The organism is Rhizobium changzhiense (assembly GCF_013087625.1).
GTDB classification, from domain to species: domain Bacteria; phylum Pseudomonadota; class Alphaproteobacteria; order Rhizobiales; family Rhizobiaceae; genus Rhizobium; species Rhizobium sophorae.
This window is the reverse complement of the sequence record NZ_JABFCQ010000002.1, coordinates 502,382-517,580: the sequence shown is the minus strand read 5'-3', so window position 1 is coordinate 517,580 and position 15,199 is coordinate 502,382. Positions and strand designations below refer to the sequence as shown.

The window sequence follows — 15,199 nt, the reverse complement described above, 5'->3', positions numbered from 1 at the left end:
GACTGGACAAGGAGAATTTCGATGTCCCAAGCTATTTCCCTGACGTTTCCCGATGGTTCCGTGCGCGGCTATGATGCCGGCGCAACCGGCCGGGATGTCGCCGAATCCATTTCCAAGTCGCTTGCCAAGAAGGCGGTCGCCGTTGCGATCGACGGCACCGTGCGCGACCTTTCCGATCCCGTGACGACCGGCAGGATCGAGATCATCACCCGCAATGACGACCGCGCGCTGGAACTCATCCGCCATGACGCGGCGCATGTGATGGCCGAAGCGGTGCAGGAGCTCTGGCCCGGCACCCAGGTGACGATCGGCCCGGTCATCGAAAACGGCTTCTATTACGACTTCGCCAAGAACGAGCCCTTCACACTCGACGATCTGCCGAAGATCGAAAAGAAGATGAAGGAGATCATCGCCCGCAACGCCGCCTTCACCAAGCAGGTCTGGTCGCGCGAGAAGGCGAAACAGGTCTTCGCCGACAAGGGCGAGCAGTACAAGGTCGAACTCGTTGACGCGATCCCGGAAGGGCAGGATCTCAAGATCTATTACCAGGGCGACTGGTTTGACCTCTGCCGCGGTCCGCACATGGCCTCGACCGGCCAGATTGGCTCTGCCTTCAAGCTCTTGAAGGTGGCCGGCGCCTATTGGCGCGGCGACAGCAACAACCCGATGCTGAGCCGCATCTACGGCACGGCCTTCGCCGAGCAGTCGGAACTCGACAACTACCTGCATATGCTTGCCGAAGCCGAAAAGCGCGATCACCGCCGCCTCGGCCGCGAGATGGATCTCTTCCACTTCCAGGAAGAGGGTCCTGGCGTCGTCTTCTGGCACGGCAAGGGCTGGCGCGTATTCCAGACGCTGGTTGCCTATATGCGCCGCCGGCTTGCCGACGACTATCAGGAAGTCAATGCGCCGCAGGTGCTCGACAAGTCGCTATGGGAAACCTCCGGTCACTGGGGCTGGTATCGCGACAACATGTTCAAGGTAACGGTTGCCGGCGACGACACCGATGACGACCGCGTCTTCGCGCTGAAGCCGATGAACTGCCCGGGCCATATCCAGATCTTCAAGCACGGGCTGAAATCCTACCGCGAGCTGCCGATCCGGCTGGCCGAATTCGGCAATGTCCACCGCTATGAGCCGTCGGGCGCGCTGCACGGGCTGATGCGTGTGCGCGGGTTCACGCAGGACGACGCGCATATCTTCTGCACCGACGAGCAGATGGCCGCCGAATGCCTGAAGATCAACGAGCTGATCCTTTCGGTCTACAAGGATTTCGGCTTCGACGAGGTCACCATCAAGCTCTCGACCCGGCCGGACAAGCGCGTGGGTTCGGACGAGCTCTGGGACCGCGCCGAAAGCGTGATGATGGGCGTGCTGGAGACGATCCAGCAGCAGTCCAACAATATCAAGACCGGCATCGTGCCGGGCGAGGGCGCCTTCTACGGTCCGAAGTTCGAATATACGCTGAAGGATGCGATCGGCCGCGAATGGCAGTGCGGGACGACGCAGGTCGACTTCAACCTGCCGGAACGCTTCGGCGCCTTCTATATCGACAGCAACTCGGAAAAGACGCAGCCGGTGATGATCCACCGCGCCATCTGCGGCTCGATGGAGCGTTTCCTCGGCATCCTGATCGAGAACTTCGCCGGCCATATGCCGCTCTGGGTATCGCCGCTGCAGGTGGTGGTCGCAACGATCACCTCGGAAGCCGACGCCTACGGGCTTGAGGTGGCCGAGGCGCTGCGCGAGGCCGGCCTCAACGTCGAGACCGACTTCCGCAACGAGAAGATCAACTACAAGATCCGCGAGCATTCGGTCACCAAGGTTCCTGTCATAATCGTCTGCGGCAGGAAGGAAGCCGAGGAGCGCACGGTCAATATCCGCCGCCTCGGCAGCCAGGACCAGGTTTCGATGGGGCTCGACGCCGCCGTCGAGAGCCTTACCCTCGAAGCGACACCGCCCGACATTCGTCGCAAGGCCGAAGCAAAAAAAGCCAAGGCGGCCTGAACAAATGGCTCCGACAGCGCCGAACCCGGCGCTGTCGGAAATCTGATATGTAACTGCAATATTGTCGCCACGAACGGGGAGCGGGTCATCCCGAGGCCGGAGTGCGCTTCGAAGAATTATCCTATGCCAATGATCGCGATCCACGCCTGAAGCGCTGGCTGATCCGCTCGATCGAAGGGCTTTCGGGCCGCGACCGCTATGTCAGGCTCTACGACATATGGCGCAGCGACATCATCGGCAAGAGCGACCGCGTGTTCGCCAGGACGCTCGGTCTTATCGACGTGTCGGTCGACGTCAAAGGCAGTTGGCCGCTCGAACCCGTTCCCGCCGACCCCTTCGGCATCGGCGACGGCATCGCCGTGCTGGCGCTTGCCGAACAGCTCGGCCGTCCCTTCAAGGTGCTGATCCATAACGACCTTCTGAAGATGCCGGAGATGGCGCCCTATTCGCTGCCGATCTCCTTTGCGGCGACCAAGGCGGCGATGGCGATGAACATGAAGAGCCGGCATGAGGCGGTGCGGCTGCTGGGGGAAGGCACCACCATCATCGTCTTTCCCGCAGGCGGCGTTGCAACCGCCAAGAGGGGCTTCGGCCGCGCCGAGGATCTACCGTGGAAGATGTTTCCGGCAAAACTCATCCAGGCGACGCATGCCAGCGTGCTGCCGATCTATTTCGAAGGCCAGAACGGGCGGCTGTTTCATCTGGCAAGCCGGGTGTCGATGACGCTGCGCCTGTCGCTGCTGATCGGCGAGTTCCGCCGGCTGTCCGGCAGCACGATCACGGCGCATGTCGGCGAGGTGCTGACCTGGCAGGCGCTGAGCAGCGGCGGCGACCGCAAGGGTCTGCTTGCCCGTCTCTATGAGGCCGTGTTCTCGATGGCGCCGCCGAAGCGCGCCTTCCAAAGGTATCGGTTGAGCCGAAACCGCGCGCGGTAAAAGTCAATCGAGGCTGGTGTCGTCGCCGCCCTGCGGCACGAGTTGTTCATAGGAGGGCAGCGGCTCCACTGGAGCCGGCTGGACGCCTGGCGGTGGTGGCGTGCCGACCGGTACTTGCTGCACCGTGCGGGCCGCGCTGACCGGCGGCTGCGGCTGCTGGTCCTTCATCAGAACCTCGACATCGGTGTTCCTGCCGGCGACGACGGTGAAATCGCGTTGGTAGATCTTGTCCTTGTTGCGGGCGACGGCGGAATATCCGCCTTCGGCGAGAACCATGGTCGGGAAGGCGCTGACACTTTCGCCGACGCTGTCGCCGGCGGCCGTCAGGATCGACCATGCCGTATCGGCGATCGCCTCGCCACCGGCATCGGAGACCAGCTTGAAGGTGATCTGCGCGGCGCGATGCTGGATCGTCGCCTCTGTCAGCTTGCCGGCCTCGACCTGGATGTCGGCGCGGATCACGGCGTTGACGCTGCCATATTCGGAAACGATGTGATAGGTGCCGGCATTGAGACGGACGACGGTATTCGGCGAGACATCGGCCACGACGAGGCCGCGCTCGCCGTCGTCGCGCACTTCCGAGGAATAGATCGAGAAGCTCAATTGGTCGGGGCGAATGCGGGCGTCGGCGCCGGAGACGGCATTGAGCAGTAGGCCGCCGGCATCGAGCACCATCACCTGCTTGTCGACCTCGCCTTCAGCGGGCACGGTCAATTTCTTGGTGACCCCGGCGCGGCCGAAGGAGACGTTGACAAAATAATCGCCGGGGGCGAGCTGGAAGGCGGCAGGCCCGCCCTTGGCGCTGGCGATCAGCGGCAGCTTGCCATCGGTTCCGGCGATCGGGCTGAAGACGTACCAGGAAAGACCCTCCTCGACCGGCGTGCCGTCAGCCGTCAGCTTGGCCTCCATCGGGACGTCGCGCAGCTTGACCCCTTGGGGCACCGTGCCGGGCGCAATAAAGGCATCGAGCTTCGGCATCTTCGGTGTCGATTCAAGCTGTTTGAATTCCTTGAAGGCATCCTGAGCGCCGGCGCCGAGGGGCATCAATACCATCAGGGCAATGGCAAGGCCGATGCGTGCAAAAGGCAAAATGCCAAACATCTGTTTCGTGAACCGATTGACTTCTGAAATCGCAAAGGTCACTTCAAGACCAACGCGATGGCAAATTCAAGACCCACCCTTTGCAGCAGCATAAAAATGAGAGCTTCTCCCGTATGAAATCCGATATCAAGCTGATCGACTACCTCGCCGTGCGCCGCTCCATCCCCGCTTTCCAAATGTGCGAACCAGGCCCCGAGAAGGCCGAGATCGAGGAGATCCTGCGTCTTGCCTCGCGTGTTCCCGATCACGGCAAGATCGCGCCCTGGCGCTTCATCGTCTATCGCGGAGAGCAGCGCGTGCGTATCGGCGAGGAACTTCTGACGCTGGCACTTCAGACAAAGCCCGACCTTTCCGAAGAGATGATCCAGGTTGAGCGCAGCCGTTTCACCCGTGCGCCCGTGGTCGTCGCCGTCGTCAGCAAGGCGGGGCCGCATATAAAGATCCCGGAATGGGAGCAGCTGATGTCGGCAGGCGCGCTTTGCTTCAACGTCATCCTCGCCGCCAATGCCAATGGGTATGTCGCCAACTGGCTGACGGAGTGGTTCGCCTATGACGAGCGCGCCTATCCGCTGCTCGGCGTCGGGCCTGATGAAAAGGTGGCGGGCTTCATCCATATCGGCTCGACCACATTTCCGGCAATCGAACGGCCGCGGCCAGAGCTTGCCGATACCGTGACCTGGGTCGGCGGAGACGACTGATGTTCTACACCACCGACAGCAACCGGCACGGGCTCGCGCATGATCCGTTCAAGGCGATAGTGTCGCCGCGCCCGATCGGCTGGATCGGCAGCAAGGGCAGGGATGGCTCGATCAATCTGGCGCCGTATTCCTTCTTCAATGCCGTTGCCGACCGGCCGAAGCTGGTGATGTTTTCTTCGGCCGGGCGCAAACACAGCCAGCGTAATGCGGCCGAGACCGGCGTCTTCACCTGCAATTTCGTCAGCCGCGATCTCGCCGAGAAGATGAACCTCTCCTCGGCGGTGCTGCCCTATGGCCACAGCGAATTCGACTTCGCCGGCCTGACGCCGAAGCCGGCCGAACTAATCGACGCGCCCTATGTCGGCGAGGCTTTCGCGGTGCTCGAATGCAAGGTTACCGAGATCATCGAGCCGAAGACGCTGTCGGGCGAACCGTCCGAAAATGTCCTTGTCTTCGGCGAAGTGGTCGGCATCCGCATCGACGAAGCAATTGTCAGGGACGGCCGCCTCGACATGTCGATCGCGCGACCTGTCGCCCGTATGGGCTACATGGATTACAGCGAAGGCAGCGATGTTTTCGAGATGATCCGGCCGAAGCCGCAGCAACGCTGAGCCGAACGGCAATGTGCCCAAAGACTTAAGAAACATGGTGAACCAATCTTAAACCTTTTGCCACTACGGTCGCAGCATTGAATGGAGCGCGAGGGAATCGCGTTCAACTGCTGGGGCGTCGCGTGATCGTAGAAGCTTTCCTTCGTTGGATCGAAACGGCCAAGACCGGTGACCGGGCCCGGGCCGCAAATGCCCTCGGGCGCGCCTATCTGCAGTCCGAAATGTCCGCGGATGAGCGTGCGGCGGCCGAAATGGCGATGGCCTTTCTTCTCGACGATCCGTCGCCGCGCGTGCGGCTTGCGCTGGCCGAGGCAATCGCCTGGTCGCCCGATGCACCGCGCAACCTGATTCTTTCGCTTGCCGAAGACCAGCCCGAGGTCGCCTGCCATGCGGTGACCTGTTCGCCGCTTTTGAGCGACGCCGATCTCGTCGACCTTGCCGCGCGCGGCAACGGCGCCACCCGCATGCTGATCGCGGCGAGGGCGCACGTGACGCGCCCGGTTTCCGCCGCGCTTGCGGAGGTCGGCGATGAGGAAGAACTGCTCTGCCTGCTCGAGAATGACGGCGCGGTGATCTCCAGCCTGTCGTTGAAACGCATCGCCGAACGGCTCGGCGACTGCTGCGATATCCGCAACCTGCTTCTCGACCGGAGCGATCTTCCCGCCGACGCCCGGCAACTGCTGACCCAGCATGTCAGCAATGCGTTGGTCGGCTTGCCGCTGGCACAGGCGGCGATCGGCCTGCAGCGGCTTCAGCGGATCAGCCGCGAGGCAACCGAGGCCGCCATCGTTTCGATCGCAGGCGACATTGCGCCGCGCGAAATACCCGATCTCGTCCAGCATCTGCGCCTCAACGGCCGGCTGACGTCGTCCTTCCTGATGCATGCGCTCTGCGCCGGCAAGGTCGACTTTTTCGCCGGCGCAATCGTCGATCTGACCGCGTGCAGCGAGCGCCGAGTGCGTTCGATCCTGGCAACCGGGCGTATGCATGCCGTGCGTGCGCTTTATGAGTCTGCCGGTCTGCCGAGGGATATCAGCGTGATCTTCGTCGAGGCGACAATGCTGTGGCGGGACGCCGCCAGAAAAGCGCCGGGCAGCGTGCTCGGCACTATCTGCGGCCGTCTTCTCGAAAAATTCCGCCATCACGACGCGCATGGCGCGATCGGCGAGTTGCTCGACATGGTGGAAAAGCTGCACGTTAACGAGCAGCGACAATCGGCCCGCGTCTACGCGGCGCTTGCGGCGGCTTAATCGGCCAGCCGCGTCACCACCCAGGAATAGCTGGCGGAGACGAAGTGCACGGGTTTGGTCAGTGTGTCCTTGACGCTTCTGCCAGAGGGAAGGTGGGCGCGGACCTGCCCGGCGATGCGCTCAGCAAAACCGGCAATCCTTTCTGCGGGTTGGGGCGCTGCGACAGCGACCTCGGGCGCGGCGGCTGGCAGGGGCGCCGGTTTCGGCGCCTCGCACACCGCGATCACCGAGGGATAGTTGACATTCACATAGGTCTTCAGCCGTCGTTCGGCTTCGGCATCACAGGCGGAAACAGTTTCCCAGCGTTTATCGACCGTCGCGACATAATTGCACTGGCTGATGGAATCGTCGCAGCCGAGAATGGTCATCGCGATCAGCACCGCTTGCATATTCTGCTTCCTTGATTATTGAGCACCTCATCGTCTTAGAGGGCGCAATTCCAACCGAATGAAGGCAAGGGTATTAACTCTTCGTCATATCGGGGAAAATTTTGTCACGCGCCGGCAGAGGGAGCCAACATGTCCGTCACCATCGCTCTTGAACCGCCACGCCAGGAGGGCGTCATCCGGCTTCTCGATCTCTCCGATGCCTATGCACAATCGCTCTATCCGGCTGAAAGCAACCATCTGGTCGACCTTTCCGTGCTAGAGAAACCTTCGGTAAGCTTCCTCGTCGCGCGCAACGACGATGCGATCGTCGGCTGCTGCGCGCTGGTCGAGGCCGGGGACGATACGGCGGAGATCAAGCGCATGTTCGTCGATCCCGAGGCGAGGGGCCTGAGGATCGCCAGCGGCCTGATGAATGCGCTCGAAGCGATCGCCGGGGAAAAGGGGCTGACGGCGATCCGGCTCGAAACCGGCATCTACCAGCCCGAGGCGATCGCTCTCTACCGCAAATACGGATATCGGGAAATCGAGCCCTTTGGCAGCTATCTGCCGGACCCGCTCAGCCTGTTCATGGAAAAGCAGCTGGGCTAGCCGGTCTGCGAAACCATGTTTAGCCTTCGGCGACGCGCGGCATGGTTTTCGGCGAACCGGGGACCGGCGGCGGGGCCTGTTCGTCGATGATGATCTGGGGTCCGGTCTCGCTCTTGTCGGCGTTGCGGGCCTCGTGGATCCATTCGCGCCAGATGGCGACGATCAGCGCCATCAGCACCGGGCCGATGAAGAGGCCGAGGAAACCCATCGTCTTGACGCCGCCGACGAGGCCGAAGAAGGTCGGCAGGAAGGGCAGCTTGATCGGACCACCGACGAGCTTCGGCCGCAGCGTCTTGTCGACGATGAAGAGCTCGACCGTCCCCCAGACGAAGAGACTGATGCCGGCGACATGCGAGCCGCTCGCCAGCAGATAGATGGAGACCAGCGTGAAGGAGAGCGGCGCACCGCCCGGTATCAGCGCCATCACGCCCGTCAGCACGCCGAGCGTCACCGGCGAGGGCACGCCGGCAATCCAGTAGGCAAGGCCGAGCACGATGCCTTCGCCGATCGCGATCAGCGTCATGCCCATGACGGTAGAGCTGATCGTCGCCGGCACGACGCGGGAAATGCGCTCCCAGCGGTTCGGCAGGATGCGCTCGCCCAGCATGTCGATCTGCTTGGAGAAGGAGAAACCGTCGCGATAGACGAAGAACAGTGCGATCAGCATGAAGAGCAGCGTCAGCAGCAGGTGGAAGGCGCCACCGCCGGCGGCCAGCACGGCGCGATAGATGTTGCCGATATTGGCGCCGCTGACCGCCTGGATAACTTCGCCCAGGGCGCCGGGACTGCCGATATATTTTGTCCAGACTTCATCGAGATAGGCGCCGGCCCAAGGCAAGGCGACGATCCAGTCGGGTGTCGGGGCGCCGGCGCGGTTGGCGTGTATAGCCCAGGCGACCCAGGTGCGCACTTCGCCCGTCGTATAGGTAACCGCAAGCCCGATCGGGATAACCAGGAAAGTGATGATCAGGATGATGGCGATGGTCGCGGCGATCGTCGTATTGCCGCCGACGCGGGCAAGAAGCTTGCGATAGAGCGGCCAACTGGCAAAACCGATGACGAGGGCCGCGAGCACCGGCACGAGGAAGCCGTAGAAGAAATAGACGCCGGCAGCGACGACCAGGACCAGCAGCCAGCGCGCCGCCGAAATGGAGGGAATCAGCGGCGTGCGCGTCTGCGCCGACGATCCGAGCCATCGCGGTTCATGATTGCTTTTCTGACGGTCGAACACACCCACGCGCGCCTCTTCTTATTCTTGTACTCTGGTTATGGGCCATCAACCCGGCGGTTTCAAGGTCCGTAGCGGGAAAGCGTATACAAAGCGTCGCTATTCGCCCCCCAGATCCGAACGCCTTACTGCTGCGGACGGCTGAGAACCTTGAAGGCGTAGAATTGCGTCTTCTGACTGGGCGAGAAATTATTGTCGGAGCCGAGAATGAGGACGTCGGCGCCGTCCTTGGCCTTGCCGAGCGACATCGCCTCGATATTGTCGGGAACGAGGCCGATTGCCCTCAAATCGAGGATCTGGCTCTTGCGGGCGGGGACGACGCGCTGGTCGTTTTTGGCGAGCGAAGCGATAGCGGATACATCGGTGGCATCAGTCAGATCCATCATCATGATCTTGATATTGTTGCCGAATCCCTGGGCATAGCTGCGTTCGACGGCAAGCAGGCGGTGATCGTCGAGGGCAAGAAACTCGGACATGCCGTTGTCATTGCCGCCGTCGGGTTTGGTGGCGGCCTGCGGGATCGGCGAGACGGGGTAGACGTACTCAGCCTTCGGCTCGCCGGTGGCGCCGTCGTAGCGGACGATGCGCGACAGGCCGCCCGACGTCAGCGAGGGGTTCGGACCATCCTGGTAAAGGGCGGCTTCAACACCGACGAAAACATCGCCGGAGGGCGCAACAGCAAGATCCTCGAAGGCGAGATTGTCCCGGATGCCGGTCGACTTGTCCGCAGTCGGCGCAAAGCCCTCCGGCAGCTTGAATTCGCGGACGAAGGAACCGTCCGGCGACGCGACACGGACGAAGGGCGCCAGCAGCGCCTTGCCGTCGCCTTCGCTGCCCCAGTAGATGCCGTCCTTGCCGAGGCGGATCGATTCCGGATCGACGGTCCGTGCAGCGAAGGGCTCGCCATTCTTGTCCTTCAAGGTCACCTGCTTGACGACCGAAACGCCCTTGAGGCCCGACGCGTCGAGATCGACTTCGAGTTCATAGAAACGGGCAGGGCCTCTTTCCGAACGGTCGTCGCTGATGGCGATATAGTGGCCGGTGGCGGCATCGAAATCGAGGCCGGAAATACCGCCGAATTCGACGCCGTTTTCCATATGGCCGGTCGGGATGACGAATTCACCGAGATAGGAGAGCGAAATGCCGGCGGCGCAATCGCCGAAGGGGCAGGCGGTCTCGAAAGTGGCGCCGATATCGGTGGCCCCGATATCTGTGGTGCTGGCGGTGGCAGTGCTGGACAGGAGAACGAAAGCGGCAGCCGCGAGAGAACGCTTGGTCATGACAAATATCCGGCATGGGTTGAAACGGTTCGAACCGGCGCAGTTGCTTCTCCGAGGGGAAGGCGCGCCGACCGCTTCATGCGCCGGTTGTTTGACGGAGTTGTTACGGTTCTTCGTCAGTTCCGTGAAATCGTCGATGCTAAAATGCGTGGCGACGCTTTAAATATCGAGGTTCTCCGCGAAGGCCGCACGGTCCTGGATGAAGCGGAAGCGGGCTTCCGGTTTGGTGCCCATCAGATCGTCGACGGCGCTGCGGGTGCCTTCGAAATCCACCTCGTCGATCAGCACCTTGAGCAGCGTGCGCTTGGACGGATCCATGGTGGTTTCCTTGAGCTGGGCGGGCATCATCTCGCCGAGACCTTTGAAGCGGCTGATCTCGACCTTGGCCTTGCCCTTGAATTCCGTCTGCATCAACTCGGCGCGATGATTGTCGTCGCGGGCATAGGCGGATTTCGAGCCTTGGGTGATCTTGTAAAGCGGCGGCACGGCGAGGAAGAGATGGCCGCCGCGCACCAGCTCCGGCATCTCCTGATAGAAGAAGGTGATGAGCAGAGAGGCGATGTGGGCGCCGTCGACGTCGGCATCGGTCATGACGATGATGCGCTCGTAGCGCAGGTCCTCGTCGCGGTATTTCGAGCGCGTGCCGCAACCGAGCGCCTGGATGAGATCGGCGAGCTGCTGGTTGGCGCCGAGTTTTTCGCGCCCGGCGCTGGCAACGTTGAGGATCTTGCCGCGCAGCGGCAGAATGGCCTGGTTGGCGCGGTTGCGCGCCTGCTTGGCCGAACCACCTGCCGAATCACCCTCGACGATGAAGAGTTCGGCACCCTCGGCGGTGTTCTGCGAGCAGTCGGCGAGCTTGCCGGGCAGGCGCAATTTGCGCACAGCGCTCTTGCGGTTGACTTCCTTTTCCTTGCGGCGGCGCAGGCGCTCCTCGGCGCGTTCGATCACCCAGTCGAGCAGCTTGGCCGACTCGTTCGGATTGTCCGCAAGGTAATGGTCGAAAGGATCGCGCAGCGCGTTCTCGACGATGCGCTGGGCCTCGACGGTCGCAAGCTTGTCCTTGGTCTGGCCGACGAATTCCGGCTCGCGAATGAAGACCGACAGCATGCCGACGGCCGAAATCATCACGTCGTCGGTGGTGATCTGCGCGGCGCGCTTGTTCTGCGTCAACTCGGCATAGGCCTTCAGGCCCTTGGTCAGCGCGATGCGAAGGCCGGCCTCATGCGTGCCGCCTTCGGGCGTCGGGATGGTGTTGCAATAGGAATGCACCTGCGGATCGCCGCCATACCAGGTAATCGCCCATTCCATCGAGCCGTGGCCGCTCACCTTCTCCGTCTTGCCGGCAAAGATCTCGCGGGTGACGGTGAACTCCTTGCCCATCGTCGCCTGGAGATAGTCCTTCAGGCCGCCGGGGAAATGGAAGACGGCCTTGTCAGGGACCTCGGAACCTTCGGGCAGCACGCCCGCCTCGCAGCTCCAGCGGATCTCGACGCCGCCGAAGAGATAGGCCTTCGAGCGCGCCATGCGGAAGACGCGGGCGGCGTCGAACTTCATGTGATCCCCAAAGATCTGGGGGTCGGGATGGAAGCGCACGCGGGTGCCGCGGCGATTGTGGACGTCGCCCAACTCTTCGAGACCGCCCTGCGGCAGGCCTCGGGAGAAGCGCTGGCGGTAGAGCTTGCGGTTTCGCGCCACCTCGACCTCGAGATCGTCGGAGAGCGCGTTGACGACCGAAACGCCGACGCCGTGCAGGCCGCCCGACGTCTCATAGGCCTTGCCGTCGAATTTGCCGCCGGCATGCAGCTTGGTCATGATGACTTCGAGCGTCGACTTGCCCGGCACCTGCGGATGGTTCTCGACCGGGATGCCGCGGCCATTGTCGGAGACGGTGAGATAACCCTCGAGGTCAAGATAGACCTCGATGAAATTGGCATGCCCGGCGACCGCCTCGTCCATCGCATTGTCGATGACTTCGGCAAACAGGTGGTGCAGCGCCTTTTCATCGGTGCCGCCGATATACATGCCCGGGCGCATGCGCACCGGCTCGAGGCCTTCGAGGACGCGGATCGACGAAGCGCCGTAATCATCGGAGTTCGAGGCGGCGGGCGCCGGGCGTGCGGAGGCTCCGGCAGCAGGAGGTGCTGCCGCTGCGGCGGGCGCAGCCGTCACCGGCGGCCGTTCGGAGGGCACCGCAGGCTTCTGCGCCTCCTCGCGTTTTTCAGAGAGGGGCATTCCGGAAAAGAGGTCGTTGCTATCGTCCATGGAGCCGTTCAGATCTTCATCCTGTCTTGGGTCTGGCTTGGGCGGGCATCCGCCGCCGACCCAAAATCACCGCATTTCATGCCACGTTTGCGAATCAGGCAGATTTTGCCAGAAAGCACCTCTATACGCGACACCGCCGGATTTGGCGGGCTTTTCCCAAATGATTTGCGTTGCCGGGCGCAGAATGGCAAGCGGCGGCAGGCTTCAGGAACCATCCGAATGCGAATGTCCACAAGTCATTGCACCATCATCACCGCAATTGCGGCGTTTTTCTTATCCGCAGCCATCCTGTCCGCTGTTGGCCCGGCAGAGGCGGCCGACGCTTTGCCGCCTTTCAAGGACGATCTGTTTTCCAAGCAGTCCGTGTTGGAGACAGGCGACGGCGGCGCCTTCGAGGTCATCGACTATGACGAGATGCGCGATATCAACGGCCGCGATCAGATCCCGCAAAAGCGGGTGCAGCAGAAATATGTGGCACTCGGCATCCGCAAGGCGCAAGCGGACGAGACGCTGTCCCTCGACGGCATTAAGCTCGATGTCACCAGGGTGGGACCGGCTGGCAGTGCCGCCTTCACGGTGATTTTCATCCATGGCCGCGACGGCGACCGCCGGCTCGGCGCCAACGACTATAGCTTCGGTGGCAATTTCAACCGCCTCAAGAACCTCGTCGCCGGCAATGGCGGCGTCTATTATTCGCCGACGGTCAAAAGCTTCGACAGCAGCGGCGTTGCGGCGATCGCCGGCCTCATCCGCTATGCCAGCGCGCAATCGCCCGGCCGGCCGATCATCCTTTCCTGCGCCTCGATGGGCAGCCAGGTTTGCTGGGGCATTGCGCGCGACAGCGACAGTGTCAAGCGGCTGAAGGGCATGCTGATCATGAGCGGGGTCTCCGATCCGGATTTCATCAAGAGCGCCTTCTACAAGGCAAAGCTGCCGCTGTGGTTTGCCCATGGCAGCCGCGACCCGGTCTATGCCGCCGCTAACCAGCAGGCGCTGTTCGAAAGCCTGCACAAGGCAAAATATCCGGCGCGTTTCACGCTGTTTCAGACCGGCAATCACGGGACACCGATCCGGATGATCGACTGGCGCAGGGTGGTGAACTGGATTCTGGCCGGCTAAGGCATATTGCGCAAAACTGTGCAGCCGTTTTTTCGATAACGGCATGCAGAAAAAACCAAAAGGCGGTTTTCGGCAGAAATATGCTCGGGATTGCAGAGATTCCCCTTACGTCAAGGGCATGATGCTTTTCTTTGCTGCAAGCTTTTGATATTGCCCAAGGCATAAGCAGATTGTGGAAGGCCGGCATGACACCTGACGTGCGCCCGCTTGTGGCGGGAAATTGGAAAATGAATGGCATGCGTGCCTCCCTGGATCAGATCAAGACGATCGCCGAGGGTGTTCGCCCGCCGTTGGCCGACAAGGTCGAAGCGCTGATCTGCCCGCCGGCGACGCTGCTCTATGTGGCGACGGCGCTGTGCACCGACAGCCCGCTGGCGATCGGCGCTCAGGACTGCCATCAGAACCCGTCCGGTGCGCATACCGGCGACATCTCGGCCGAGATGATTGCCGATTGTTTCGGCACCTATGTCATCGTCGGCCATTCCGAGCGGCGCACCGACCATGCCGAAACGGATCATCTGGTCCGCGCCAAGGCGGAGGCCGCCTTCGCCGCAGGGCTGACGGCGATCATCTGCATCGGCGAGACCGCGGATGAGCGCCGGACAGGCCAGGCGCTCGACGTCATCAAGCGCCAGCTTTCCGCCTCGGTTCCGGACGGCGCCACCGTCGAGCGCACAGTCATCGCCTACGAGCCGATCTGGGCGATCGGCACCGGCGTGACGCCGACATCAGCTGATGTCGAAAAGGCGCATGCCTTCATGCGCGCAGAGCTTGTGGCCCGCTTCGGCGATGAAGGCCGCAAGATGCGTCTTCTCTATGGCGGCTCCGTCAAGCCGGCCAATGCCCATGAACTGATGGGCGTTGCCAATGTCGACGGCGCGCTGATCGGCGGAGCGAGCTTGAAAGCGGCCGACTTCCTCGCCATCTACCGGGCCTATGAGGCGCTGCTAGCCTGAGGCATTGTTCATTGGCAGTTTATTCCGGGCCGAAGGGCTTGGAATAGATGAAAGCCTCATGTAAAGAGCCGCCAGAATTCTTAACTTTGTCCGTCTCCACGCGGGCAGGACTGGACCCATGCAAACCGTATTGATTGTCATCCATCTCATGATCGTGCTCGCCCTTGTCGGCGTCGTGCTCATCCAGCGCTCGGAAGGCGGCGGCCTCGGCATCGGCGGCGGTTCCGGCTTCATGTCGGCCCGCGGCACGGCCAATGCGCTGACGCGCACGACCGCGATCCTTGCGACCCTGTTTTTCCTGACCTCGCTCGGCCTGGGCATCCTGACGCGTTACGAGAGCCGTCCGAGCGACATTCTCGACCGCATTCCGGCAACAGGCGGCCAGGGCAACGGTATTCTCGATTCGCTCGGCGGCGCGCAGGCTCCGGCAGCCCCGCCGGCCGGCAACGGCGTTCCGAGCAGCGGCGCGGCGGCACCCGCACCGCAGGCTCCCGCCGCTCAAGCTCCGGCAACTGGCACTCCGGCGACTCAGGCCCCGGCGGCCACCGCGCCTTCAACGACTGCTCCGGCAACGACTGCCCCGGCAACGCCCGCAGCTCCGGCCGCACCGGCACCGGCTCAGCCCTCCGGCGTCCCGACGGGACAGTAAACCGGTCTTCGACATAAACCGCCGGCAGGCCCTCGGGTCTGCCGGTTTTCTTTTGTTCAGATTCCTGCGCCACGCATCGAAAGTTCTGGAAAAGAATTTTTGGGCTGGTGGAATCGTTTTTGAAAA

Annotated in this window: 14 protein-coding genes; 9 read left to right on the top strand and 5 right to left on the bottom strand. The window is 62.5% G+C overall.

What is annotated here, in order from left to right; all coding sequences use genetic code 11:
• Nucleotides 1-21: 21 nt before the first annotated feature.
• Nucleotides 22-2,007 carry a threonine--tRNA ligase gene (thrS, locus tag G9X68_RS11905; RefSeq protein WP_168311344.1) on the top strand — a complete coding sequence of 662 codons (1,986 nt, stop codon included), beginning with the start codon at nt 22-24 and terminating at the stop codon, nt 2,005-2,007.
• 101 nt (nt 2,008-2,108) lie between these two features.
• A complete protein-coding gene (locus G9X68_RS11900; protein ID WP_171602530.1) occupies nt 2,109-2,942 on the top strand; it encodes a lysophospholipid acyltransferase family protein in 834 nt (277 codons plus the stop codon).
• 3 nt (nt 2,943-2,945) lie between these two features.
• Here G9X68_RS11900 and G9X68_RS11895 read toward each other — a convergent pair whose 3' ends face one another.
• Nucleotides 2,946-4,043 (bottom strand): hypothetical protein, encoded by a 1,098-nt coding sequence (locus G9X68_RS11895; RefSeq protein WP_171377764.1) that lies wholly within the window; start codon nt 4,041-4,043, stop codon nt 2,946-2,948.
• A gap of 113 nt (nt 4,044-4,156) precedes the next feature.
• Between G9X68_RS11895 and G9X68_RS11890 the strand changes: the two genes are divergently transcribed.
• The 3 genes from G9X68_RS11890 to G9X68_RS11880 all read left to right on the top strand — a co-directional run bounded on the left by G9X68_RS11890 (nt 4,157) and on the right by G9X68_RS11880 (nt 6,602).
• Nucleotides 4,157-4,741, top strand: a complete 585-nt coding sequence (locus G9X68_RS11890) for a nitroreductase family protein (protein ID WP_168316995.1) — start codon at nt 4,157-4,159, stop codon at nt 4,739-4,741.
• Nucleotides 4,741-5,352 (top strand): flavin reductase family protein, encoded by a 612-nt coding sequence (locus tag G9X68_RS11885; RefSeq protein WP_168316994.1) that lies wholly within the window; start codon nt 4,741-4,743, stop codon nt 5,350-5,352. The genes G9X68_RS11890 and G9X68_RS11885 overlap by 1 nt, the downstream gene beginning before the upstream one ends.
• 107 nt (nt 5,353-5,459) lie before the next feature.
• Complete coding sequence (locus G9X68_RS11880) at nt 5,460-6,602, top strand: DUF2336 domain-containing protein (protein WP_171603058.1); 1,143 nt, start codon at nt 5,460-5,462, stop codon at nt 6,600-6,602.
• On the opposite strand, the gene G9X68_RS11875 is transcribed toward G9X68_RS11880, so the two are convergent.
• Entirely contained in the window at nt 6,599-6,991 is a 393-nt protein-coding gene (locus G9X68_RS11875) for a hypothetical protein (protein WP_171602529.1), read from the bottom strand. The genes G9X68_RS11880 and G9X68_RS11875 overlap by 4 nt on opposite strands.
• Before the next feature lie 129 nt (nt 6,992-7,120).
• Here G9X68_RS11875 and G9X68_RS11870 point away from each other — a divergent pair, with 129 nt between their 5' ends.
• On the top strand, nt 7,121-7,579 hold the full coding sequence (locus G9X68_RS11870) for a GNAT family N-acetyltransferase (protein ID WP_171602528.1): 459 nt from the start codon (nt 7,121-7,123) through the stop codon (nt 7,577-7,579).
• A 19-nt stretch (nt 7,580-7,598) separates the two neighbouring features.
• Here the strand turns inward: G9X68_RS11870 and G9X68_RS11865 are convergent, their stop codons facing one another.
• From G9X68_RS11865 to parE, 3 genes are all read right to left on the bottom strand, one after another.
• Entirely contained in the window at nt 7,599-8,816 is a 1,218-nt protein-coding gene (locus tag G9X68_RS11865; protein WP_003539854.1) for an AI-2E family transporter, read from the bottom strand.
• Nucleotides 8,817-8,932: 116 nt separating this feature from the next.
• A complete protein-coding gene (locus G9X68_RS11860; RefSeq protein ID WP_171602527.1) occupies nt 8,933-10,087 on the bottom strand; it encodes an esterase-like activity of phytase family protein in 1,155 nt (384 codons plus the stop codon).
• A 159-nt stretch (nt 10,088-10,246) separates the two neighbouring features.
• Complete coding sequence (gene parE / locus G9X68_RS11855) at nt 10,247-12,349, bottom strand: DNA topoisomerase IV subunit B (RefSeq protein WP_171602526.1); 2,103 nt, start codon at nt 12,347-12,349, stop codon at nt 10,247-10,249.
• A gap of 219 nt (nt 12,350-12,568) precedes the next feature.
• On the opposite strand from parE, the gene G9X68_RS11850 reads away from it, so the two are divergent.
• The 3 genes from G9X68_RS11850 to secG all read left to right on the top strand — a co-directional run bounded on the left by G9X68_RS11850 (nt 12,569) and on the right by secG (nt 15,073).
• Complete coding sequence (locus tag G9X68_RS11850) at nt 12,569-13,468, top strand: alpha/beta hydrolase (RefSeq protein WP_171602525.1); 900 nt, start codon at nt 12,569-12,571, stop codon at nt 13,466-13,468.
• A 185-nt stretch (nt 13,469-13,653) separates the two neighbouring features.
• Complete coding sequence (gene tpiA / locus G9X68_RS11845) at nt 13,654-14,424, top strand: triose-phosphate isomerase (protein ID WP_171602524.1); 771 nt, start codon at nt 13,654-13,656, stop codon at nt 14,422-14,424.
• 118 nt (nt 14,425-14,542) lie between these two features.
• On the top strand, nt 14,543-15,073 hold the full coding sequence (gene secG / locus G9X68_RS11840; RefSeq protein WP_171602523.1) for a preprotein translocase subunit SecG: 531 nt from the start codon (nt 14,543-14,545) through the stop codon (nt 15,071-15,073).
• Nucleotides 15,074-15,199 lie beyond the last annotated feature (126 nt).